Below are 25,558 nucleotides of genomic sequence, written 5' to 3'. Positions count from 1 at the left end.
AAAAACCATGAAGAACCACACCGATCATATCAATCACCTGCTGGATGAACTAAGAAAGCATGAGATCCAGTTGGAGCTCAAGGAGGACGGCAATCTTAAGATACATTTTAGCCCGGACAAGGTGGTACCTCCAACACTACTGAGTGAACTTAAGAAGTCCAAGTCACAGGTAAGCGACTATTTGAAGTCCTATCAAAGCGTAAGTAACATACCCCCTGCACCAAAGCAAGAATCATATGTGCTTTCCAATGCCCAGCAAAGAATCTGGATGGCAGCCCAAGTGGAAGATGGTCTGATCGCCTATAACTTGCCCTCGCTTCAAGTAATTGATTTTCCAATTAATGAAGCACTCTTTAAAGATGCCATCCGCAGCATTATAAGCCGGCACGAAATACTAAGAACAGTGTTCTTAGAAAACGACGTGGGAGAGACCAGACAGTGGATCAAACAGGCAGAAACATTTGAATTTAACTTGACAATACTGGACTTCAGTCAAGAACAGGATCCCGAAACAATAGCAGCTCAATATGCAGAAAAAGATGCTTATATCCCATTTGACCTGGAGCACGGCCCCTTGTTTCGGATTTCCCTTTTAAAGGTTCATGATGATCGATATATGCTTTACAACAACATGCATCATATCATCACTGATGCTTGGTCAACTGATCTTTTGAAAAGAGACCTCATGGTCTTTTACCATGCGCTGGTCAGTGGCTCTGCACCGGAGTTACCCGTTCTAGAGATCCAGTACAAAGACTTTGCACACTGGCAGGCACACAAGTTGAAGGAAGGGGCATTGGACACACATCGAGATTTCTGGCTAGCCCAGCTTGATGGTGAATTAGGGCGTATAGATTTGCCATCATCAAAGACCCGACCTCATCTCAAGACATTTGATGGCTTTCGTATTGTGAAGCATTTAAGAAGTTCATTGAAGAAACAGTTAGGTACTTTCTGTCAGAAAGAAGGCGGGAGCAATTTTATGGGGTTATTAGCCGCATGGAAAGTCTTGCTATATCGCTATACAGGACAAACAGATCTCATTATTGGCAGCCCAATTGCTGGTAGAGATCATGCTGATTTGACGGATCAGATAGGTTTTTATGTCAACACATTAGCTTTGAGAACACATATTGATCCTGAAGAAGCGTTCCTGTCTTTCTTCCAAAAAGTCAAAGAAACCTGTCTTTCAAGCTACAGTCACCAGTCCTATCCGTTTGATCAGTTGAGCGATGAATTAAACTTGGCGCAACCCCCAGGAAGAAACCCCATATTTGACATCAGCTTTTCCCATCAGAGCTTGGTGGACCTCCGTTCCGATGAAAACTTCGGATTAGACAAGATCCACTCAGGAACATGCCGACCAAAGTTTGACATGGATGTTGAAGTCCTAGAATTTGCTGACCAGTTCAGTATCGTGATAGAATTCAACACAGATGTCTACGAGGTGGAGATGATCGAACAATTATTTGCGCATTACGAAGAATTGCTTTTAAATCTCATCCAGGCACCATCCTCATCAGTAAGTCAAATCAATTTTCTTTCTGATGAAGAGACTTATCTTCAACAAATTCAATTCAACGCAACCTCCGCTGAATACCCTTTGGACCAAAATTTCATGCAGTTGTTTGATAGTCAAGTGGCGTCAGCACCCCACAACCTGGCCCTCAACTACCATGGTCGGAAATGGACTTATGAGGACCTGTCTTCGGAAACTAGAGCTCTGGCCAGCCATCTGATTAAGGATCATGGTACCCAAATTGGCGACCGAGTGGGTATCTGCTTGGATCGAAGTGCTGACTACATTATTGCTGTCATTGGAGTCTTGTCTGCTGGAGCCACCTATGTTCCGATTGATCCCTCCTATCCGGAAGAACGCATCAACTACATGTTGAAAGACAGCCAGAGTAAGGTATGCATTAACAATGACTTCATGTCAACATATCTTGCTTACAGGGAAGCAACTGACGCCGAAAATTGGTCACCCATTGATGTGGCCTCCTCTAATGTAGCATATATCGTATATACCTCTGGTTCATCCGGAAAGCCAAAAGGGGTAATGGTCACACACAGCAATTTGCTTAATTTGTGTCATTGGCATCAGAGGGTGTATGAACTTGTACCTGAAAGTCGCGGTACATTGTACTCCGGCATCGGTTTCGATGCCTCCGTCTGGGAAATATTCCCCTATCTCATGTCAGGAGCCTCATTGTTCCCAATCGAAGAAGAGCTTCGGTATGACATGTCAGCGCTTGAGAAATTCCTGATTAACAATAGGATAAGTCACATTTATTTACCCACACAAATCTGTCAGAACCTTGTAAGCCTGGATACCCAATTAGATGATTTAGTGGTATTAACTGGGGGAGATCGGCTGCAACTGAATCAGAAACCCAAATTTCAGATTTACAACAATTATGGACCTAGCGAAAACACGGTCGTAGCCACCTATCACAAGGTCGGCACGGATTGGTCACAACCTATACCCATCGGAAAACCGATTTCGAATACCAAGGTATATGTACTAAATGACGGCCTGGCCCTTCAACCTTTAGGTGCAGTAGGAGAACTGTGCCTTTCCGGAGCTAGCCTTTCTGCAGGATACTGTGGGTTGGAATCGCAAACAAGTGCCAGTTTTGTACCGAATCCTTTTGCGGAAGGTGAATTACTCTACAGAACCGGAGATTTGGCCCGCTGGAACAACGCCGGAGAATTGGAATTCATAGGAAGAAAGGATGATCAAGTAAAGATTCGAGGTTTCCGGATTGAACCTGGGGAAATCACTTACCACATCAGACAGATGTCTAGCATTAAAGACGGTGTATGTGTGCCGATAGCTTGGGAAGATGGAGAAAAAGTACTGGTCGGCTACATCATTCCAGAAGATGGATGGAATGGTGACGCGCTTAGTGATGCACTGTCTGAACATTTGCCTGACTACATGATCCCTCACTATTGGATACCACTGGACTCAGTTCCACTTACATCCAATGGCAAGCTAGATCGGAAAGCGTTGCCACACCCCAACCAAAGTGAGAAAAGCGAAAAGTTTGTTGCAGCCTCCACTCCTCTTGAACATCTGGTAATCGAAACCCTGGAGGAGGTACTGAATAAAAAAGGTTTGAGCCTTTCTGATAACTTTTTCCATATTGGAGGTGATTCGATCAAGTCCATTCAGGTGGTTTCGAAGTTGAAGCAAAAGGGCTATTCCATCAAAGTTGGAGATATTCTAAGGACATCCCACCTTTTGGAGTTGGTTAGTCAGCTGGCCACTTCCGTCAAACAAGTGGAGCAATCGGAAATTGTTGGGGAAGTTCCGCTCACACCAATCCAAGCTAACTTCTTCGAATGGGATTTACCCAATGTCCACCACTTTAACCAGTCGGTGCTTCTCAAAAGCAATGATCCCATAGAGGAACATTCCTTGCGCAAAAGTCTTGATCATTTGGTCAGTCATCACGACGCCCTCAGAATGAGATACATAAGACAAGGCAATAATTGGGTACAACACTGCCTCTCTACCGATCAAGATCACTTCACATTGGAATACCATGATCTTAGGGGTCAAGGAGAAGCCGATCTATTGATAGAAGAAATCGGAGATGAAATGCAGGAATGCTTGGATTTGGAGCACGGCCCTTTGTTCAAAGTCTGCATAATCCGTCTATCCGACAATTACCGATTGGGTCTTGTACTCCATCATCTGGTGAGCGACGGCATTTCATGGAGAATTTTGCTTGAAGACCTTTCCACACTTTACCATCAAAACATCTCTGGCAAAGAACCCAAACTTCCGTTAAAAACCGACGCCTATCTTACCTGGTCCAACGAGCTCAGAAATTACGCACCAATCCGGTCATCGGCAGCTGACTACTGGAATGCTCAGGCAACGGTCGATTTGCCTCTTTTACCCATAGATAAAGGAAATTATGAAACTACTGCAACCCTTGACGGCCTATGTCATTTTTCGCTCAGTCCTGAAAAGACCGAATTGCTTCAAACCGTCATCCACCGAGTTTACCATACACAGATAAACGATGTATTGCTAACGGCACTGGGCATCGCTCTAGAGGAAGTTTTTGAAGCCAAAAAATACGTGATAATATTAGAGGGGCACGGCAGGCAAGAGATCCTGGAACATGTGGATGTAACCCGTACAGTGGGTTGGTTTACCTCGATTTATCCATTTGTCATGGATTCGGCATCAGAGGATATAGAGTCGTCACTGATCGACATCAAGGAAGGACTACGCAAGATACCGAATAATGGAGTTGATTATGGCATCCTGAAGTTCCTCGGAAATGAAGAGGGACTTGATATTCAAGGTAAGATTGAATTTAACTACCTAGGCGACTTTGGTAGTGGTGTAAAAACTGCAAGTGATAAAGATCGCTTATTTGACTATGCAGCGGAAAATTTTGGCCTGGAGGTGAGTAAAGCCAACAAACGTCCGGTATTTATCAGCGTAGCTGGAATGGTTGTCAATGAGAAACTGACTATGACCATCAATTACTCGGAAATACACTATCAAGAGGAGACGATCCGAAATCTGACAGAGTGCTTTCAAGCTTCTCTGGAGCAGTTGATAGAATCCTTGTCTCAAACTGACAGGACCCCAAGATTGACACCTTCAGATCTAACCTTCAAATCATTGAGAATTGATGAACTGGAAGTATTGGAAGCATACAATCTGGAAGATGTTTATCCACTGTCCCCATTGCAAATGGGTATGTATTACCACTGGTTGTCAGCACCTGAGAACTCCATTTATCACCAACAGACAGCCTACAGGATCAAGTCCCAAAAATTGAACAGTGAATATCTCTCCAAGGCCTATGACCAATTGGTTCAGAGGCATGCCGTGCTTAGGACAAGTTTCCACAACGAATACGGAGGCATACCTCTTCAAATTGTTCACAAGCAGGTCCCAACAAGATTTAGATTTGTGACAAACCCAACTCTCGATGGCAAGGATGCAGAAACCTGGGTACAAAACCAAATTGAATTGGATAGAAACCAACCATTTTCTTTGCTGGAACCCGGTCAAATGAGACTCACTGTTCTTGAAGTTACACCCGGGACTTACGAGTTCGTTTGGACACATCACCACATCCTAATGGATGGTTGGTGTGTGAGTATCCTGGTCAATGAATTCTATCAACTACTTTCGGCAGCCACGACCAACATCAAAATAGCCCTTCCGGAGCTTCGACCCTACTCGGATTACATCCAGTGGCTACAACAAATTGACCCCAACATTTCAGAGCAATACTGGAACGATTATCTTGCCGGATATATTGAGATCACCTCGCCCCCAACACCCTCCAAGGGAGAATTACGCACGTTAAGAACCAGTTCCATCTGTATCGAAGGTAAGACTCTGGAACAAGTTATCACGTTTTGTGGGAATCATGCATGCACTCAAAACACCCTGATGCAAGCCATCTGGGGCTACCTCCTTGCCGCATACAATCACACGAATGACGTCGTTTTTGGTTCTGTCGTCTCTGGCAGGACTCCAGAACTTGAAGGCATTGCGTCGATGGTCGGTCTTTTCATCAATACCGTTCCTGTTCGGATACGTTTTGATAGGGATCAAGATACTCCAGGCAGTCTGGTTCGATCCATTCAGAATCAAGCTGCACAAAGCCTGGAACACCATTATCTGAACCTTGGGGACCTGCAGCGTACCAGCGATATGCAAGGAACCCTATTCGACCATATACTGGTATTCGAAAACTATCCGTTGGAGAACCTGATGGAGGTGAAAGATTCGGCTGTGGAGCTAAAACTAGATTCTCTGACCTCCTTTGGAGAAACTAATTACGATTTTGAAATTATCATATCTGAAGGAAACCAGCGACTGGAAGTTGATTTCAAGTACAACGAAGAGCGCTATCATTCCGAACTAATCAAACGAATGCAGGCACAATTTGAGCAACTGCTACGGCAGTTTCTGGAGCAACCAGAAAAACCACTCAACCAAATCACAGTCATTACAGAAAAAGAACTTGAGAGTTTGAAGGCCTTTGGAACAGGAAAGAAGCTTCCTGACTCAGGGCACACGCTATTAAGCTTATTTGAAACTACCACACAGAACCATGGAGGTAAGGATGCCCTCGTTTTTGCCGATCGTCATTGGACTTATACCGAACTCGACCTGATCTCCAGCAAGATGGCCTCTTTTCTGTATCATGAGCAAGAGGTCACCTCTGATTGTTTAGTTGGTATCTCATTGGAGAATAGCGACTGGTTTGTGATAGCCATCCTAAGCATACTCAAAATGGGAGCGGCATATGTGCCTATCGATCCGGAATTGCCTGAAAGTCGTAAAAACACAATTCTTAATGATGTAGGTGGACTCTGTATCGATCAACCGTTCATTGACCTTTTCAAAAAGAACGTAGAAGAGATCACTCCGATTTCACATCTACATAAAGTTGATCCGAATGATCTGGCCTACGTGATCTTCACCTCTGGGTCTACTGGTAAGCCAAAAGGGGTGATGATTAACCATGGCAGTGTAGTGAATTACTACTTGGCTATGGTGGAAGCGATCTCCATTGACGAATGTCAGACGTTCGCTCTGCCTACCTCACTCTGTGCTGACTTGGGGTACACCACTTTGTATGGTGCCTTACTTAGTGGAGGTTGTCTACATGTAATGGAGAAATCTGCAACGCTAAATGCTGCTTTATTTCAAGACTACCTCGAACATCATTCTATCGACTGTTTCAAAATTGTTCCGGAACACTGGAAAGCGCTGGAAAACGTCAAGTTAGTTCCTCAGAAAAAGCTGATCTTCGGTGGAGACGTGCTTTCACCAGCAATAACAGAGGTAATACGCAAGAAATTCCCAGATATTGAATTGTATAATCACTACGGACCAACAGAAGCCACTATTGGAGGAGTACTTCGAAAAGTTGACTTGGAGTGGATACCTGGTGTAATAGGAACTCCCCTTCCCAACATTCAAGTGTATCTCATGGGTCCCGGGGAATCATTAACACCGATAAACGCTATTGGAGAAATCTGCCTGACCGGACCCGGATTGGCTCGAGGTTACTATCAAGACCGTAAATTGACCTCTTCAAAATTCATCACCAATCCTTTCGGACAAGGCAAGATGTACCGCACCGGTGACTTGGGTCGTTGGACCAAAAAAGGTGAGTTGGAATTCCTAGGAAGAGCAGATGAACAGATCAAAATTCGAGGTTACAGAGTAGAAATTGGAGAAATAGCATCCAACCTGAAAACACACTCCTATGTCAAGGACTGTAAGCTCATTTCAAAGGATAATAAACTTGTAGCTTACTATCTATCGGAGAAACCTGTCGATACCGATGAACTACGTGTGTTTCTGGAAGATCGTCTTCCTGCCCACATGCTTCCTCATACCTATATAGAGCTAGCTCACTTCCCACTTACAAGCAATGGCAAAATTGACACGCGCAAACTACCCGCACCTGATCCAGAACCTGCTTCCAGAAAAATTATCCAGCCAAAGAATGAACAGGAGCAGATACTAGTCAAGGTACTAAAAGATGTTTTACAGCTTTCAGAAGTATGTCTTACAGATAATTTTTATGCCATTGGAGGGGATTCTATCAAATGTATTCAGATAGTATCAAGACTACATCAGCATGGCTGGGCCTTAAGGGTCGAAGACATGCTGAGAAATCCTCAGATTGACGCGATGGCTCGTTTGGTAAAAGTAGCCGAAAGGGTTGTTGACCAATCAGAGGTGGTTGGTGAGTCCCTGCTTACTCCTATTCAACTTTCCTTTTTTGACTTAAATCACCCGACACCCAATCACTACAATCAGTCAATGCTTCTGATGTCCCGGGAAAAGCTGGAGACGATTTCAATTGGTAAGGCCTGGGAGGCTGTAGTATGCCATCATGACGTGTTGAGATCCGTTTTTTCACTGAAGGGAGATAGTTGGAAACAGTCTCATCGAGCAATCAATGATTCTCATTTTGAGGTAGACTATTTCGACCTATCAGAAGCCGCTAACCCATCTGATAATATTAGAAAAATAGGATCAAAAGCACAAGCAAGTCTACATTTAGATGGGGGATTGCTGAAGGTGCTGCACTTCCGATTGCAAGACGGAGACCGACTGGGCATAATTATTCATCATCTGATAGTTGATGGCGTTTCTTGGAGGATTTTGTTGGAAGACCTGGCCACGGCTTATGAGCAAGTCACCACGGGGACTCCAGTAAAGCTGCCTCTCAAGACAGACTCCTTTCAAAGATGGGCATTCCAATTGCGCAAGCAGGTTAGAAACATCGGAAAAAGCCGAACACATTGGATTCGATTGGCAGCCAGGCAGCTACCTGAATTTCCTATTGATATTGGCGAGAGATCGAGCAAAATCAAACAGGATAAACAGAAAATCTTTACATTGCCCCGCTCAATCGTTGAAACAATCCAGAGAGAGTCCAACAGAGTTTGCCGAGCAGATATTAACGACATCTTGCTCACATCACTGTCGAAGGCAATCCACCAGACCTTCCAGATAGAAGAGTGCATGGTAAGGATGGAAAGTCATGGTCGCACCTCTCTATGCGAAGCTGTTGACATTAGCAGAACCGTAGGATGGTTCACTAGTGTTTTTCCACATGTCCTAAAATACGCTACCAATACTTCTGACATTGAAAACATTGTTCAGACCAAAGAAGCAATACGCAGTATCCCTGAAAATGGACTGGAATACGGACTGTTGAAGTACTTCACTTCATACCTAAGCGGAGAATTTCCTTACCAGATCGGGTATAATTTTCTAGGGGATTTCAGTAACTCTTTTTCTGGAGAAACCGCAGACAACCGATTTGAGTATGCATCAGAATCATTGGGTTCCAATATAGCAGAGGATCATTACGATGAAGGATTCCTTAGTGTTGTGGGGATCATCGTTGAAGATGGACTGAGGCTGACAATTAACTATCCTTCAGTTCATTACTTAGAAGCTACCATCTCGGCCTTCTGTAAAAACTTTAAGGATGCGATTTCATCATACGCATTGCTCTTGAAGGATCAAGAAAAAACCTATCTGACTCCTTCCGATCTGACCTACAAGCAACTTCAATGGTACGAAGTATTGAAGCTTGCGGATCGTGGGGAACTCGAAGATGCCTACCCACTTTCACCACTGCAACTAGGCATGTATTTTCATTGGCAGGCTGAGCCTTCGAAGACACTTTACATGGAACAAATGTCATACAGTCTCTCCGCACAAGATCTCTCCCCTGAATTGCTGGAATGGGCTTTTCAATGCCTCATTGATCGCCACCCTGTCTTGCGAACCAGCTTCAGGAATGATGTTGGAGGAACGCCTCTACAAATCGTATACAGCACTGCCCGTGGGAACTTCACTTTCCTCCGATGGTCTAAACAACTCGAATTTGACTCGAAAGACACCTGGCTGGACGAAGAAAAGGAAAGGGACAGAATGAAGGGGTTTGATCTTGAAAATCCCTCACAAATGCGCCTAAAGGTCCTAGATATGGGTGAGGGAAATTTCGAATTCATTTGGAGTCATCACCACATCCTGATGGATGGATGGTGTGTTGGATACCTGATCAACGATTTTTATCAAATCTTGTATCATAAACTTAACCAGGCAGAATTACCTCCGTTGGCTAATGAACCTTACGTGAAGTACATCCAGTGGATAGAAAAACTTGACAAATCTACATCCCTACGGTATTGGAGTGACTATCTGAGCGACTACGGAACCATTGCTTCTCTGCCCAAGCGCAAGCAGCAATCTTACGGTGAGGAGGTTAGACAGGTTTCAACCAGCTACTACTTGAAAGGTAAAGAGTACGACCGGCTCGATAGGTATTGTCGCAGCTTGGGCATCACACAAAATGTGCTTATGCAAGCAGCTTGGGGATTTCTCCTAGCCAGATACAACAACGCACAAGATGTGGTATACGGTACGGTTGTTTCTGGCAGACCTGGTGAGCTGCATGGTGTGGAACAAATGATCGGTCTTTTCATCAATACCATCCCGATGCGGGTGAGATATGACCCTTTTGAAATGACCGTGGAAGACCTGTTGCACCAAGTGCGTGATGAAACCATAGCCTCCACTCCTCATCATTACATGAGTTTGGCAGAGGTGCAATCAGGAAATGAGCTTGGAATGGAGCTCATCAATCATATCCTGACGTTTGAAAACTTCCCGGTTCAACAGTTGCTCTTCGAGGAAGTCAATCAGGTGAAGGACGGGCTTGGAATGGATCTCCAGGTGGCTTCAGTGGAAGTATTTGAAGATAATAATTACGGACTAAATATCATCATTTTGCCATCCCCCGGATGCTTGGAAATCCTGTTCCGCTACGATGAACGGTTGTATGACAGGGAGACAATGACAGCTATCCAGAACCATTTCGTCCGACTGATCGGCAATTTCATAGCGTTACCTTCCTCTAAGCTGCATAAAATCAATTTCCTGTCTGAAAATGAACTTCAAAAGCTCAGAAAGCTGAACGACACACATGTTGATTTTGGAAGTGGCACGGTGCTGGATCTTTTTGCAAAGCAAGCCATTGCATCTGCTGACGATGTAGCTGTCGCACAGGAAGAAAAGCAATTTACCTATGCTCAATTAGACGAAATATCCAATCAGATAGCTTGGTACCTTGCGACGGATCACCAAATAGCCAAAGGAGATTTGGTGGCACTTCACTTAGAAAACAGCCCGTGGGCCATCGCGGGAATATTGGGCATTATGAAGTCTGGGGCAGCATTCATGCCTGTAGATACAAAATATCCCGAAAAACGCAAGGCTTTCCTCATGGAGGACAGCAAATGCAAAGCTTGCCTGGACACTAATATATTGGCAGATTTTATCTCCAGCCAGGACAAGTGGAACCGTACGACATATCCAGTAGCTGTAGGGGCTTCGGACACCTCCTACGTGATCTATACCTCCGGGTCGACGGGTCAGCCTAAAGGAGTAAAAATAGGTCATGACTCATTGTACAACTATGTCAGCTGGGGATTGAGCCACTACTTTGCTGAGGGATCGAATGCATCTTTCGGTCTCTTTACTTCTTTATCATTTGATCTTACCATCAGCTGCGTCTTCTTCACCATTTTGCGAGGGTCAATGCTCAGAGTCTTCAGACAGGAAGATGAGATTGCAGAAACATTAAACGCTTATTTGACCGATCATCTGGGCGGAATAAAGCTTACGCCTTCCCATATCTCCATAATCGAAGAGGAAAAAGTACTTGGCGAAACAAATCTGCAATTTGCAATAGTGGGAGGAGAAGCGCTGCAATCATATCATGTTGATCGATTACAAAAAGTAGCTCCTGGCATACCAATCTACAATGAGTATGGACCCACTGAGGCAACAGTGGGCTGTACTGTCTTCAAAGTAGACAATGCCTCAGACATCACTATCGGAACACCTATTGCCAATAGTCGTGTTTACGTACTCAGTACTGACCTGGCCTTACAGCCGATGGGAATTGTAGGGGAAATTTATATTGGCGGTGATTGCTTAGCACAGGGTTATCTCAATCGCGAAGAACTTACCAAATCAAGATTTATCCCCAACCCTCATGAATCAGATGGCATGATGTACAAAACTGGTGATCTTGGGTATTGGAGAGACGATGGTAATTTGGTTTACGTTGGCCGTGCAGATGATCAGGTCAAAATTAATGGATTCAGAGTAGAACTCGGTGAGGTAGAACAACAGCTAGGTGCACTGCCCGGCGTAACGGAGGCAACGCTCGAGATGCTTGAAATGGAAGACGGAAGTCACCATCTGGTTGCCTATTTCGTTCAAAATCAGGATTTGACTCCCACTGCCCTTCAGTTGCAATTAGAGGAACGCCTGCCTCACTACATGATTCCGCATCATTGGGTCGAGTTGGAGTCTTTCCCTCTTACTAAAAATGGTAAGGTGGATAAGGCTCGTCTGGGAGAGTTTGCAGACTTTGGTAACAAGACTACATACGTCGCACCAAAGACCGATTTAGAAATCGAGCTGGTAGGCGTGATGGAGGCAGTCTTAGGCCATCAGCCTATTGGATTAAAAGATAGCTTTTTTTCGCTAGGTGGAGATTCCATCAAATCCATCCAGCTTGCTGCAAAGCTCAAACGAAAAGATCTGATATTGAAAGTACAGGACATTCTAAGGGCCAAGGATGTGCAAGCACTAGCAGCGCTGATTAAGAAAGCAGAACGGAAGATCGATCAATCGACGGTGACAGGAAGGGTTCAACTCACACCAATCCAGAGGGCATTTTTTGACTTCGAACTCCCACACCCCGAGCATTACAATCAGTCTATCGTATTGAAAAGCCGGAAAAAGCTTAATCATGAAGTAATCCGTCAGTGCCTTACCCACCTTGTGACACATCACGACGCCCTCCGTATGGTTTTTATCGAAAAAGATGGAGTCTGGTCACAAACGCATCAAGACAACCTCGAGGCAGCCTTCTCCCTGACCTATGAAGAAATATCCTCTTCGGAAGACATATATGCAAAAATTGAAGCGGTCGGTAATAAGATTCAATCAGGCATTGACCTGACGAAAGGACCATTGCTACAGGTCTGTCATTTCGCAGCAGAAGGCGCTGATCGAGTTGGATTGATTGTACATCATCTGATCATGGATGGTATATCCTGGCGAATACTTCTGGAAGATTTGGCCATCCTTTACGATCAAATTGATCAGGGTAATGATCCGGGATTACAACCAAAGACAGATTCCTTCAAGTACTGGTCCCAGCAATTGCAGAGGTATAGCGATTCACTCACTGCAGAGGCAGCATTTTGGACCGACAACTCTTGGGAGGTTGCTCCCAATAAAATTCAAGATATTGCCGCATCAAGTAAAAGGTTTTTCTACAACAACACACAAATGCTCTTTCTTTCAGAAGATATGACAGAGCGGATTCAAACCCAGGTACATCATGCTTTAGATACTGAAATTAATGATGTACTGCTAGCTGGGCTAGGCTTGGCTCTAAAAGACGTCTTTGATATTAACCAGTCCATCGTTCAGATGGAGGGACACGGCAGAGAAGAGGTGATTCCGGAAGTGGATGTCAACCGCACCGTGGGTTGGTTTACTTCAGTGTATCCATTCTTGCTTTCTGTCCGCTCGGGGCAGGCATTGGAGGTGCTAAAACACGTACGTCAAGCCCTACGAAAAATACCCAACAAAGGCTTTGACCATGGGGTGATCAAACACCTTACCGACGAAAAGATGCCTTCGCATCAGGCCTCCATTGAATTTAATTACCTGGGTGACTTTGGCCATCAGTTAACCCACAGTAAAAAGCATCATACCATTTTTGAATATGCGGACGAGACACTTGGAGCCAATACCAATGAACTCAATGGATATGAATTACCAATTAGCGTCTCAGGGATGATTGTTGCAGGTCGGTTGCGATTGTCTATCAGTTACAATACAGATGATTTTGAAGTTGACAAAATGAAGCAGCTTACTTCAGCCTATGAGAAATATCTGAAGTCCCTGATCGATCAACTTTATTCCCTCAGTCTGAAACAAAGGAGCAAGGTGACACCGCCGTCCGCGCAAGTGTATGGTGATTCTTCCACGAATTGTTACTTACAAAACTTCTTTTTCTCACCTCAATTCGACCAGAGTGTTATTCTTATACCGTACATCGGTGCTGTTGAAGGTATTTACAGGCAGATGGCTCGCGAACTTGCCCTCCATAGCAACGTATACATCGCAAACCTCCCATGGAGAACCTACGACTTGGAAGAAGATCATCATCAGGACTTATTTGAGGTACTGGACTTACTGCTTCTGGAAATCAAGGGTGAGGTAACAGGTGAGATCATCTTCTACGGTCATAGCTCCGGGACTTTAATCGCCACCTGGTTATCTTTTAAATTGCGGCAGAACCACCAATTGAAAGGCCTAATTCTTGGAGCAAATTTCTTACTCACCGAAACTGAGCTACAGGAAAGGGTTTCCAGCCTCAACAATATGAGCGATGAGGAAATCTGGAGCTACGTGAGTACTGGCGAGGAATACTTGACCAATGCAGACGCTGCCTCTAGGCAGCAGGTGCTCGACAATGTGAAGAGAGAAACGCGATTGACCCATACGCTAAATGCAACTTTGCTTGAACTACTACAAAGCAATTACAAACTCCAAGTTCCCGTACATACCGTGTATGGAGACAGTGATTTCCATCTTGAAAATTATGAATCAAAATACAAAAGCTGGAACGCTGTTTCGGATGAATTAGAAATGACGGTTATTCCTAAAGCTCATCACTTGTTCATAAGCCACAACCCAATTGAAACAAGTAAGATTCTTCGAAATCAAATTGATAAGTGGAAGGCTAATGAACTCTCAATATCAGACAAAAACACTATTAGTGAAAAAATAAATTGAATGGTTAGATTTGACTTCAATGAATAAACAATTTAACAATGTAAGTGCAGAGGCAAAACATCCTTCAGAATCCGATGTAAGCTTCTACAATAGGATATTTCCCGAGGTGTTTGCCAAAGCAAAAGGCAGCTTTCTGTATGACCAAAATGGAGTAAAGTACCTTGATTTTTTTTGTGGATCAGGATCACTCAACTACGGCCATAATCATCCCAAAATCATCGAGCGCCTGACCACCTACCTCCATGAGAATGGCATTGTCAATTCTTTGGATCAAATGACGTCAGCCAAATGGCAGTTTATTGAAGATTTTACGCATAACATCCTTGGGCCTCGACAAATGACTTACAAATTCCAATTTACGGGCCCCACAGGAACCAATAGCATTGAAGCTGCGATAAAGTTGTCTCGAAAATTTACGGGTCGGGAAAATGTGGTGTTCTTTCATGATTCCTTTCATGGCATGACATATGGCTCGATGTCGATCTCGGGAAAGCTCCGTCCAAACATTCATAAAGACCATGTCCAGCATGCATTGGGGTTCCCGTTCGCAACGGAAGATAATTACTTGTTGAGTCTGAAAACATTTCTTAGCAATTGTAAAACCAGTGAACTGCCAGCAGCGATCATACTCGAAACAATACAAGCAGAGGGGGGTATGAAAGTTGCAACCAGAGAGTGGCTTGAAGCTGTGGATCAATTGGCCAAGGATTATGAAATCTTACTGGTAATAGACGACATACAAACAGGAGTAGGTCGTGTAGGTACTTTCTTCAGCTTTGAAGACGCAGCTATTGATCCCGACATCATTTGTATGTCCAAGTCGTTGTCAGGCCTTGGCATCCCTTTTGCTATGAACCTGATCAAGCCGGAAATAGATTGTTGGAATCCTGGTGAACACAACGGGACCTTTCGTGGGAATAACATGGCATTTGTGGCTGCCGGATGCATGAGCGAACTGTGGTCTGAGCCCAACATGCAGCGCGAAACGATCGGAGAGCTTGCTACATCACTTGAAGAAGCTTTCATCCATCACAATTTGGGAAAATACTGTGAATTGAAGGGCAAGGGTGTGATGCGAGGGTTTAGGTTCGAAACGCAAGAAACTACCTCTATTTTGCAGAAAGCCATATTTAACAATGGCATTTTAGTAGATATCTGCGGAAATAGTGACGTAATAAAAATAATGCCTCCAATCAACATCACTAGCGCAGATCTGACCCAGGGGCTGAAAGTCATTGCACATTTGGTTCATGAACATGTTGGGCAGAAAAAGAAATTACAGACGCTTAACTAAAAAATATTCAAACGACCTCAATCTGATTAATATGCAAAATCAAGTTTTCCTAAAACAAAATGTGGTGATCGAACCTATGGTGAACAATTGGTATGCCTGGACCCACCTCATTTACCCTCCCACGCTAGCCATGGAGATTGCCAACAGGCAACTCAAGATCATTGAGTCTTACATTGAAGAACCAGAAGTGCACAGAAGAGCACTTAAGCTTCCCTCCATGCGTGGAGGGCCTTTCATGGATTTTGGTGGTGAAGACAGGTCAGCCGATGTCAACCGATTGAAAGAAAGCACATTAGGGTTGGACAAATTACTGGAGCTATCGAATGCCATCCATGATTTGGATGAAATGCTGACTGAAAACACCGATGGACATAGCTTACAGGAGGTTTATGAAAAGGTACCTGACCCATTGAAAGGATTCGTAGAGCTGTACTATGACAGAAGAAATAACCCCGGTTTCAGGTTTTTTGAACCGCTTTGGTACAAAAGTGAGTACTATAATAAAAACTTACAGAGTATCGCCGTATGGTTAACAGAAAATGACGAAAGACCATTTTGTCTAAGCACACCTTTTGTTGGGGAAACGGATAAACTGCATTTGCCGATCTCTTTTGATCATGAAGGAATAGATCGTTTGTCTCGTATGAGGAGAACAGCAGACTCTTACCATCAAATTGCTCAATTGCTTGGGATCACCCCTGAGCAGGAACCTCACTTCCGAACATTATTCACAACAGAAGCACCACCCCCTTACAAGGAATACCATGGTGATAAAATCAGAATGAGATACTTCGGACATGCCTGTATCCTTTTGGAGACCAGTGAGGTTTCTATCCTTGTCGATCCGCTTGTAAGCTATTACGGGTATCAAACCGACCTAGAACATTTTTCAGATGCAGACCTTCCTGAGTTCATCGATTATGTCCTCATCACCCATAATCATCAAGACCACATCCTGTTTGAAACATTACTACCGCTCAGGCACCGTATCAAAAATATCATTGTGCCAGGATCAAGAAGTGGAAGGCTCGAAGACGTGGACATGAAATTATTACTCAACACCATCGGATTTAAAAATGTGACCTCCATACTGGAAATGGAGTCCATTCGATTCTCGGACGTGGAAATCACCTCTCTGCCATTCACAGGTGAACATTGTGACCTGAATATCATGTCTAAATCGTGCTACACGATCTCTATTTCAGATTTCAAATTGCTCTTCACAGCCGATTCCAGGATCATAGAACCAAGGCTGTACGAGCACGTATCCAAGCAGATAGGTGTTGTTGATGTGATCTTCATGGGCATGGAGTGTGACGGTGCTCCCCTATCATGGTTATATGGACCTTTGTTCTCCAAAGAGGTGAGTCACTCCCAGGATCAGAGCCGAAGGCTGAGCGGGTCTAACTGCCAAGAAGGTATGCAACTCATTGATATTTTCAAACCTAGTGAAGTATATGTCTATGCCATGGGACAAGAACCATGGGTGGAGTTTATTTCCAGTATCAAATACACCGACGAATCCAACCCTATTGTACAATCGAACAAGCTGGTTGAAAAGTGTAAGGCTAGCGGCATCATGGCCGAACGACTTTTTGGAGAGAAAGAAATCCTTTACAATAAAAAAGACATGATGATCCTGGACTGAATCAGTAAGTGAGAAGGTCAGACATAGCAGTTAATATCATTCGTTCTCCTTCAAAGGGATTTCTTCCGTGTGAGAAAATTAGGTTGTCAATCAAGAGAAAATCATCCTTTTCCCACTTGAAAACAATAGAGTACCTCTGATAAAACTGCCTGATGGCGTTGATTACTTCGTCCTCAATTTTGCTTCCATCTCCATAATAGCTGGAAAATGGTAAATCCTCATCCTCGAAGTATTCCAAAATAGAAGGATCATAAAGCGATTTATGATAGAAATACATGTGGTTGAACCACACCTCTTCGCCAGTGATAGGATGGTTAATCACTGCCGGCAAAACCCATTTGGTGCGCAAATGATCTTCACTGATCCACTCGTAGCTGATGTTGCTTGATTCCAGTCTCCGGTTTACTTCATTTCTATCCGAAGTTTGGTAAGCCGTTTGCCAGTCTATACCAATCCCATCTACCAGATTTCTGACATAAAGGATTTTCTTGTCTCGAAACTTTGATACAGTTTCTGCAGGAAGTTCTTTTAATAAAAGTCGCTCTTCAGCGATGGGAGTCTCGCCACCTTTCATAGGTGGCTTTAGGCAAAAAAAGCCGATAATTCTATTGAACTCAGGTGAATAGGAATTCTCCGTGTGCATATGGATAGGGTGCTCCTTGGGGTAGGTTGTAGAGGTGTAGACATTATTGACTACCTTATCCCTGGGAGAAGTCCGATTGATATATTCAATTGATCCCCCACATAGTTTGGAAAACAACTCGTCAAAAGCCGAAGCTGATCCAATTTTCATTCCACGAAATAGGATAGCTCCATGTTCGATAAGAAGATCAAATAGTAAATTTTGATGATTGATGGCCCATTTGACCAAATCTTCTCCTCCTTTTGGAGAAATCATAAATGGTAGCGTGAAATCACTAGCCGGAACCTGAACATTGACGTTCTTCAAAGCTGAAATTCTATCGTTCGTTGCTAAGCTCATTGCATTTTTGAAGTGAAAGAAACAGAAGTTAAATTAATTCAATTTATCAAAATCAGCCAAGGTATTCAGTAAGAAACCATCATATTTTACCCGAGTGAAGAATACATTTAACAAAGAGGCCATATATTTGATAATATGGAGATAAGTTCATAGTACAATAAATATATTTCAATTTCTAGAGATCAGTGGTCTTATTATATTCCAAAATATGTGAAAAATCACACCATTCATTAATGAAAAATTTTTCGTGCTCATTTTCAATCGAGTACCAGGAAAAGCTGCAGAAATATAAAAGGTGGCAAGACGCCCAACTATCTTTGCTTGGTAGGCTACTGTTAAAGAAAGGATTGGAATATTTAAATGAAGAAGTAGACCTCAGAAATTTACGATTAACTCAATTTGACAAACCGTATTTAGAAGGCTCTGATGTTCAATTCAACACATCTCATTCTGGAGAATTAGTAGGGGTAATAGTTGCAAATCAACGTGCTAGTCTTGGCATTGATATTGAGAAATATCATCCCATAAAAATCGAAGACTTCAAAAATCATATGACCCTATCTGAACAAAATAAAGTCCTTAATTCCATAAATAGGGAAACGGCGTTTCTTGAACATTGGACCCAAAAAGAAGCTATTTTAAAGGCAAATGGTAAAGGTTTGTCTATTCCACTAAAATCCTTTGAAATTGAAGACGGAAAAACTTGCTTTGACAGTGAAACATTTTTTGTCACTGAAATCTTTTTGGATAAAGAATATATCTGTCATATTGCTACTTCTCATCAGAAAATAAAATGTGAAGATGTGAAGAAAAGAGAAATAGTTGTTCGTAATCTCACCATGTGAAGAAGATTTTAAAAAGTTTGGTCAATAAACTTTTAGCAAGCTCAGGGAATTATACTTAATCAATTATGTCGTCAAAACAGATTTTTCTACTGCCTTTTGCAGGAGGTAATTGCTATTCATATAGATCGCTAACGAATTATATTTCAAAAGATTACGACATTTTCACACTTGAACTTCCGGGAAGAGGAAAAAGAACTAGTGAAGATTTAATACGAAATCGAGAAGCAGCTATTCGAGATTATCTTTATCAAATTATGAGATTGAGAAATGGTAAGCCATATTTAATTTTCGGGCATAGCATGGGTGCGATTATGGCGTTCTATCTTACACTTCAACTTGAAAGTCGATTTGATGCCCCCCGTAGAATTATTGTGACAGGAAGTGCTGGTCCTGGAATTGCATCATACAAGAAAGAATACCTATCATCTGATAATGAGTTTAAGGAAGTTTTAAGAAGTTTCGGTGGAATGCCTGAAGAGGTTTTAAGTGACGATTCACTCTTCAATTTTTTTAATCCAATTCTTCGATCTGATTTCCAAATATTGGAGGAATTTGATCTACCCAATGAATATATCAAAACTGATGTTCTAGCAATCATGGGTAATAATGAAAAGCATGCATCTTTTATTGAGAATTGGAAAAAATTTTCCTTTGGAAAAGTTTTGGTTAATCATCTTGAAGGCGGACATTTCTTTATTAATCAGCATCTGAATGAGATCGCTTTGGAGATAAACCATTCTTAAATCAATATAATTTTGATTTATTTCAGAATCTCTCAGCGGCAATCATTCTTTGAAAATGGATTCTGAAATGAGTTCAGAATGACCTCAAGAGAATTGACTCCATTCTTACCTAAACAACATTAATTCTTAAATTAATATTTTTATTAGATAAAATTTTATGAAAAATTAATTTTGACTTCAGCGAAGTAAAAAATCCTCAATTCAAGTTTAGAAAGCAATATATTTAGGATAATCATGAGAGTGTAGGGTAACTTCTTAATCGTCAGATCAAATAGTGGCTATTCATATCAGTTTCTTCTCTATCATCCGCCAATGACTCTCCGGATGGATCAAATTAAACCTCCCTCCCCTCACATCCTCACAACGATACCTCAGAAATGCTCGCTTGAGTTCCTGGAGGTGCATGGCCTCAAACTCCTGATCATTATTAACTGAGACTATACGTATCAATCTCTTAGGTTTAAATATCTTGGTCCAGTCTGCTCCTCTCCCGTTCAGCTCACTTAGAATTGCCAGGTTTAGATTCTTAGTGGTACTTACAAAATATTTCTCTTTTTCCAGCTCCAACGTAAATACACACCTTTCAATAGTTGATATGTCAATACCATCTTCAACTTCAACTGGACAGATGTGATTTCCGAGGTTGCTTTCCTGAATGAGATGAAGGTAGTGCTGCTCCTCATCCACATAGATATAGTCTCCACCCCTGACATGCTGCCATCCAAACTCTTCGATACACTGGAGCGTGCATTCATTCTCATACTTGAGTGCTAAGTCAGGATCATTCAATCCTGTTCTGAAACGCCTAAGAATTTCAATCGGTCGGTGAAGTCGGGTCCACTCAGCTCCTGATGATTTGGAAAGATGATTTCTGAAACGTCTTGGTAGATCGTTTGTCTGTCCAACATAGTACTTCCCGTTTTCAAGTCGTAAAACATAGATGAAGATCTCATCTGCGCTTTGGTTTTTCATCTGATTTAAGGTTACATGAAACAATGATTAATTGAGTCATGTACCCGGTCACGAGAGTGTGTAAACCAAATGGAAGTCTGAGTGCCGAGGATTTAAGGCGGGCTGATTTTGTTAGGTTAAACCGAGAAGTGAAGAACCGATTTGGTGGGGAGTGCTGGGGGCGTGACCGACCTTTACTCAATTCATTCATTTTTCGAATTAAGTTTAAACTCTTCCTTAAGACTGTTAATTCGCTGATGGTATTCTTCGATTTCATTCTGAGCCTTCCGCCTTTTATGGATATGATTGATTGAATCTTCAACCACTTGTATCATACTATCTTCATTCAGCTGATAGTGATAGTCTACTTCGTTCTTACTCAGACCAAACAGATCCATTGATTGATATTTATAGTATGGCTCTTCATACTTAATGCCTCTATTTATAAGTATTGCACAATACCAAAGAAGACTACCAATCAGCATGAAAGCCACTACCATTTTACGGTTGATTCTAACTCTGGTGATTTTTGTTTCGTTGGGCTTATCTAATTCCACTGAAGCATCATTCTGATTTTCCAATTTCTTAAGTCGAGCTGATAAGTGATTGAATAGCTTGACAAGCTTATCCATTTGCTCATCATGTAGAGCTCCTTTAGTTTCTTCATTGATAACTGCTTCTAGCTGTTTCACCTTCTTCTTAAGGCTTTCCTGATCTTCTGCTAATGCTTCTAATAATACCTGATCATTATCCATTATCGTGTCATTTCATGTTGTTGTTCTAAAGCTCGATGAAGGGTTTTAAGCATCTTAGGCAAGCTTCGATTAATCTGACTTGCTTTGTAGATGATCTTATCATCAGGGTGTTTAAATGAAACGCCGTTGAGCTCGCCTTTACTTGTTTTGTTGATGGTTATCTCATATCCCATTGTCTTGATTCTTGTCATGGTTTGATCAAATGACTCTCTCCTTTTTATGGCTGTTTCAATTTCATTTTTGATAGTCATCTTCCGAATATTACCCTGCTCGATGGCAACAGTCAATCCATATTTCTTTTCGAACTTTTGCATGACTTTCATTGTCCTGACACTATTAAATCCATCACTCAGAGCCTCGCCATTATAGCCGATCCGGTTAATGATCAAATGCATATGAGGATGCCTGGTGTCATTGTGCCTTACAACCAAATACTGGTTATTTACTAGTTTCATTTCCTTCATGTAATCTCTCGCGATTATCTGCATTAACTGGTTATCTACTTTATCAGAAATAGCAAAAGCAATGGGTGTATGCCAGACTGCTTTCGATACCTGGGGACGAAGCTTTCTGATGGCATTGAATTGTTGGGTAATCTCATTTTTACTTCCAATCATGATTCCATTTGTATCCAGAATTTCGGGTGATTTCTTTTCGTCCAAGCAGTAGTTCACGCATCCTCCAAAACTCTTTCCATTGATTGCTTTTCCTATCATAATAGTCTCTTAATTAGCTCCTTGATTTTCATAAGATCATCAATGTCTGAAGGACTCAATAAACCTGTTTGATTGACTCCTCTTGCTATCTGATTTAAGTTGTTACCTTGAGCTGTTAACTCCCTGAAGATCCTTACTTCTTCCTCAGTTAATCTTGCTTTTACTTGCTTACCTAACCCAACCTTTAATAGGTATTCACTAACTGTCATTTTGCACAATTTTGCCTTCCCCTTTATGGTCAGGGATTCGGACACTGTACAATGAACAGTATGCCGTTTCTTCTTTGTGATGGTCTTCTTCGGGCGGGCCACTTTTGCGAACCTTAAGTGAGCAAAACCAGATTGTTTGTAGCGCTCAAAACCTCGTTTTGAGATGCGGAAAACACATCTGGCTCCTTAAAAATCAAAACCTCTTTCATGCTGTACAGAATTCGCTCTTAGCTTGACCAAATGATCATTCAAATCCTTACTCAAACGATAGCTCTCTGATTGATCAACCACCCGATCACCAAAAGCTTTTATCAGCTTTTCAGACGCTCTCCGCCCAGCTGAATCATGATCTAAATACAACTCGATTTTCCCATTGATATCCTGCTCTCTAAGGAATAGAATAGCGCGATCTATCATCGCTACTGAGTTCAGAATTACATGAGTTGCGCCTGCCTTATCCGGGTACAATTCCAGATAGGAAAAGAAGTCGAAGAAACCCTCGAAAATAGCTGTGTCTGATCCCGTTCTATTTACGATTGAAATGTCCTTACTCCCCAGACAAATAGGCTTTTTCATTAGGGCATTTCTCAACTCATATCCCCCACTCCGATTTTCAAAACCAAGGGAATAGAATGTGCCTTTTGGATTTTTGTAGTGTACCTCATGGATTAGCTCATTTACCTTCTTCAGCGATATTCCACGTTTGTTTAGATACTGAATTAAAGGCTTTGACTTTACTTTGGTTACAGTCAGAATTTCATAGGCAGGACTAGTAGAATATACAGGTTGCATCTTGGATAAAACCGAAGGTATTATTCTATTCGATTTGATACGCTGAAGCATGCTTTGAACAGAACTTTCATTCATAATTCGCATAGCCAGATCGACCATTGTTCCACCTTCTCCTGTACCATGATCCATCCACACCTTCTTTGTTTTATTCACGGATAGTGAAGGATGATTATCCTTGCGATAAGGAGCACTGTATAATAGCTCAGCTCCATTTCTATGCACAGGTCTGCATCCTAGTTCTTTGAGTAAAAGCTCAGGATCCATATTATTCAATTGTTCACAATTCATTATTTGAGATTTTAAGTGTTTTTTGACACGACCGTAGATGGCCATTTCTCTGATTTGAGTTATCGAATGCTTTACCACATCGTGGGCAGACTTTTGGGTCTTGTCTGGCTATGAGTTCGCTCAAGCTTGTTGACAGTTTGCTCACCTTGGCTCGGAGATCGCTCTCCTTAGCTTGAAGCTGGCTAAGAGAAGTAAAAGCTCTGTTTAGTGATTGCTTATCCATCCATGAGGATACAAACAGATGGTTATAGGCATAGTCGGTTATGCCGAGGAAAACAACTAGTACAGACTTAAAAAATATAGTTTGATTGTCCCCCTTAGTAACGTCCCAGAAATAAGCATTGATCACAATAGTAAAGAGAAAGAGCACCCATTTTATCCAGGCGCCAGAATCTTCGAATCGGTTCAGTTTGAACTTATCCAGATTGGCCGAGAAGATTAGCAAAGAGAATACGACTACAAATGCAATCAAATAAGAAGCCAACACTTTTACAGACCCATCCAAAGGAAGGTATCGCTCAAATAGCGATTGTACCTCGAAGAACCGATAAGCCACAAACACCAGCAGTCCTAAAACCGTCGCTCCAAAACCGGTAAGAAATGATGCGATGGCATTCATAGGTTATAGAGATTTGAAGCGTTTCGAACAAACCATTCATTGAAAGCCCGAGAATTACATTGTCTCACAAGTGCTGCATGACGGGCCACTTGTTCATGCATGGCTTCCTGACGATCCATTCCATTCTGCTTTGCCTCTCTAGCTATTTGGATACGTAGTGTTCGGATCTTTTTCGAGTTGTTCCTTTGATTCTGAGCAACCACTAGCTGATAAAACCCGAAGCTATTTTTTTCTTTTAGGTAGCGAAGAAGACCGGGCATCTTAAACTCCGGCTTATCCATCAGCCAACCTCGAACATTATCTATCAACTGACACAGGTTGAAGTAGGTATTCCGTGTTTGTGATTTAGACTTTAAGAATGAGAAATAGTCAATATAAATCTCCTTCGTAGCTTCGATGATGGTTGATTTGCTAAACGCTTGATCTGGATAGATAACCTGGATCAGATACCAAACTGTTTTGATGACATATTCACTTTGGTCACCACAAAAATCAGCCGGAAGATTATCCACAGGATTAGGTTCAATTCTATTATTATAATTCTTTCTATTACTTCCTGAAGAGATTAAAGGCGGTAAATTTTTCCGATCAGTCTCAAAAGGTGAGGTGTTCAAATGCAATAAAATCCCATAAGGAAGACGCCTTTTTTCAAGTATTAGCTCTTTGTCCAGTAAGACGTTGATTCTATTGTAAATCGTTCTTTCCCTTACACCAAACTCCTTCCCAATCGCCCGGACATTTGTCTTTAGTTCAGGCGACCCACCGTTCTGACAACAGCAGATTACCAAATGACGAAAGAGGGTATAGTATTGGTCTTTGAGTTGGTATTGCTCCTTATGTTTACGGATGCATTGGATATAGTAATCCTTGTATGATGCGTTAAAGATCATGTCAATTCGTTTTATGATTGTTAGCTTATTGAAGCCATGATCCTTATCTTTGATTTGCAGATCAATAAGAAATCATGGGCCCTGAAGCGATTCAGGGTCTTTGTGTTTTTAGATACTTTGATCTAAATCAGAATCTTTAGTTAATGCCCTGGAAAGCTCAGAAAGCTGAAAGTAAGGCTTCCCGCACCCTTTCCCATTTTTAAACTCGAAGTAGTATTTATTGACTATACCATTTCTCACGAGTTTCTCCAGATAGAACTTAGAGCAATTTAAGATGAGTAAGGTCTGGTGATACGACCGATAAGGAAAGCCATTGTGCAGGTCAGTCTGAATTTGTTCTGTTAATTGTTTATCCATCATTAAGGGGTTTTAATTACCAATAATTTCCCTCAATGATCTTTAACAGCGACTAA

Annotated in this window: 14 protein-coding genes; 5 read left to right on the top strand and 9 right to left on the bottom strand. The window is 42.1% G+C overall.

What is annotated here, in order from left to right:
• Positions 1-7 precede the first annotated feature (7 nt).
• Genes RIC88_RS14115 through RIC88_RS14105 form a run of 3 tightly spaced genes read left to right on the top strand, consistent with a single transcriptional unit; the run spans position 8 to position 17,355 of the window.
• On the top strand, positions 8-14,413 hold the full coding sequence (locus RIC88_RS14115) for a non-ribosomal peptide synthetase (protein ID WP_350218199.1): 14,406 nt from the start codon (positions 8-10) through the stop codon (positions 14,411-14,413).
• A gap of 19 nt (positions 14,414-14,432) precedes the next feature.
• Positions 14,433-15,707: a diaminobutyrate--2-oxoglutarate transaminase gene (locus RIC88_RS14110; RefSeq protein WP_350218198.1), complete on the top strand. Its 1,275-nt coding sequence runs from the start codon at positions 14,433-14,435 to the stop codon at positions 15,705-15,707.
• Positions 15,708-15,738: 31 nt separating this feature from the next.
• A complete protein-coding gene (locus RIC88_RS14105; protein ID WP_350218197.1) occupies positions 15,739-17,355 on the top strand; it encodes an MBL fold metallo-hydrolase in 1,617 nt (538 codons plus the stop codon).
• A 1-nt stretch (position 17,356) separates the two neighbouring features.
• Here the strand turns inward: RIC88_RS14105 and RIC88_RS14100 are convergent, their stop codons facing one another.
• Complete coding sequence (locus RIC88_RS14100; protein ID WP_350218196.1) at positions 17,357-18,337, bottom strand: TauD/TfdA family dioxygenase; 981 nt, start codon at positions 18,335-18,337, stop codon at positions 17,357-17,359.
• Between the two features lie 233 nt (positions 18,338-18,570).
• Here RIC88_RS14100 and RIC88_RS14095 point away from each other — a divergent pair, with 233 nt between their 5' ends.
• Positions 18,571-19,182, top strand: coding sequence for a 4'-phosphopantetheinyl transferase family protein (locus RIC88_RS14095; RefSeq protein WP_350218195.1), 612 nt, complete (start codon positions 18,571-18,573; stop codon positions 19,180-19,182).
• Positions 19,183-19,247: 65 nt separating this feature from the next.
• Positions 19,248-19,925: a thioesterase II family protein gene (locus RIC88_RS14090; protein WP_350218194.1), complete on the top strand. Its 678-nt coding sequence runs from the start codon at positions 19,248-19,250 to the stop codon at positions 19,923-19,925.
• Positions 19,926-20,207: 282 nt separating this feature from the next.
• Here RIC88_RS14090 and RIC88_RS14085 read toward each other — a convergent pair whose 3' ends face one another.
• The 8 genes from RIC88_RS14085 to RIC88_RS14050 all read right to left on the bottom strand — a co-directional run bounded on the left by RIC88_RS14085 (position 20,208) and on the right by RIC88_RS14050 (position 25,502).
• Entirely contained in the window at positions 20,208-20,897 is a 690-nt protein-coding gene (locus tag RIC88_RS14085; protein WP_350218193.1) for a GIY-YIG nuclease family protein, read from the bottom strand.
• 182 nt (positions 20,898-21,079) lie between these two features.
• A complete protein-coding gene (locus RIC88_RS14080; RefSeq protein ID WP_350218192.1) occupies positions 21,080-21,631 on the bottom strand; it encodes a hypothetical protein in 552 nt (183 codons plus the stop codon).
• Positions 21,631-22,347: a relaxase/mobilization nuclease domain-containing protein gene (locus RIC88_RS14075; RefSeq protein WP_350218191.1), complete on the bottom strand. Its 717-nt coding sequence runs from the start codon at positions 22,345-22,347 to the stop codon at positions 21,631-21,633. The genes RIC88_RS14080 and RIC88_RS14075 overlap by 1 nt, the downstream gene beginning before the upstream one ends.
• A complete protein-coding gene (locus RIC88_RS14070; protein ID WP_502880006.1) occupies positions 22,344-22,658 on the bottom strand; it encodes a plasmid mobilization protein in 315 nt (104 codons plus the stop codon). Before RIC88_RS14070 ends, RIC88_RS14075 begins: the two co-directional genes overlap by 4 nt.
• 84 nt (positions 22,659-22,742) lie before the next feature.
• Positions 22,743-23,636: a DUF8464 domain-containing protein gene (locus RIC88_RS14065; protein ID WP_350218189.1), complete on the bottom strand. Its 894-nt coding sequence runs from the start codon at positions 23,634-23,636 to the stop codon at positions 22,743-22,745.
• Positions 23,626-24,255, bottom strand: coding sequence for a hypothetical protein (locus RIC88_RS14060; RefSeq protein WP_350218188.1), 630 nt, complete (start codon positions 24,253-24,255; stop codon positions 23,626-23,628). The genes RIC88_RS14065 and RIC88_RS14060 overlap by 11 nt, the downstream gene beginning before the upstream one ends.
• Positions 24,252-25,145: a hypothetical protein gene (locus tag RIC88_RS14055; protein WP_350218187.1), complete on the bottom strand. Its 894-nt coding sequence runs from the start codon at positions 25,143-25,145 to the stop codon at positions 24,252-24,254. Before RIC88_RS14055 ends, RIC88_RS14060 begins: the two co-directional genes overlap by 4 nt.
• Before the next feature lie 108 nt (positions 25,146-25,253).
• Positions 25,254-25,502 carry a hypothetical protein gene (locus RIC88_RS14050; RefSeq protein WP_350218186.1) on the bottom strand — a complete coding sequence of 83 codons (249 nt, stop codon included), beginning with the start codon at positions 25,500-25,502 and terminating at the stop codon, positions 25,254-25,256.
• Positions 25,503-25,558: the final 56 nt, after the last annotated feature.

The sequence above is a fragment of the Ekhidna sp. genome (assembly GCF_040220215.1).
Classification (GTDB): domain Bacteria; phylum Bacteroidota; class Bacteroidia; order Cytophagales; family Cyclobacteriaceae; genus Ekhidna.
Note: the sequence above shows the minus strand (reverse complement) of the source record. Positions and strands in the feature narration are given on the sequence as shown.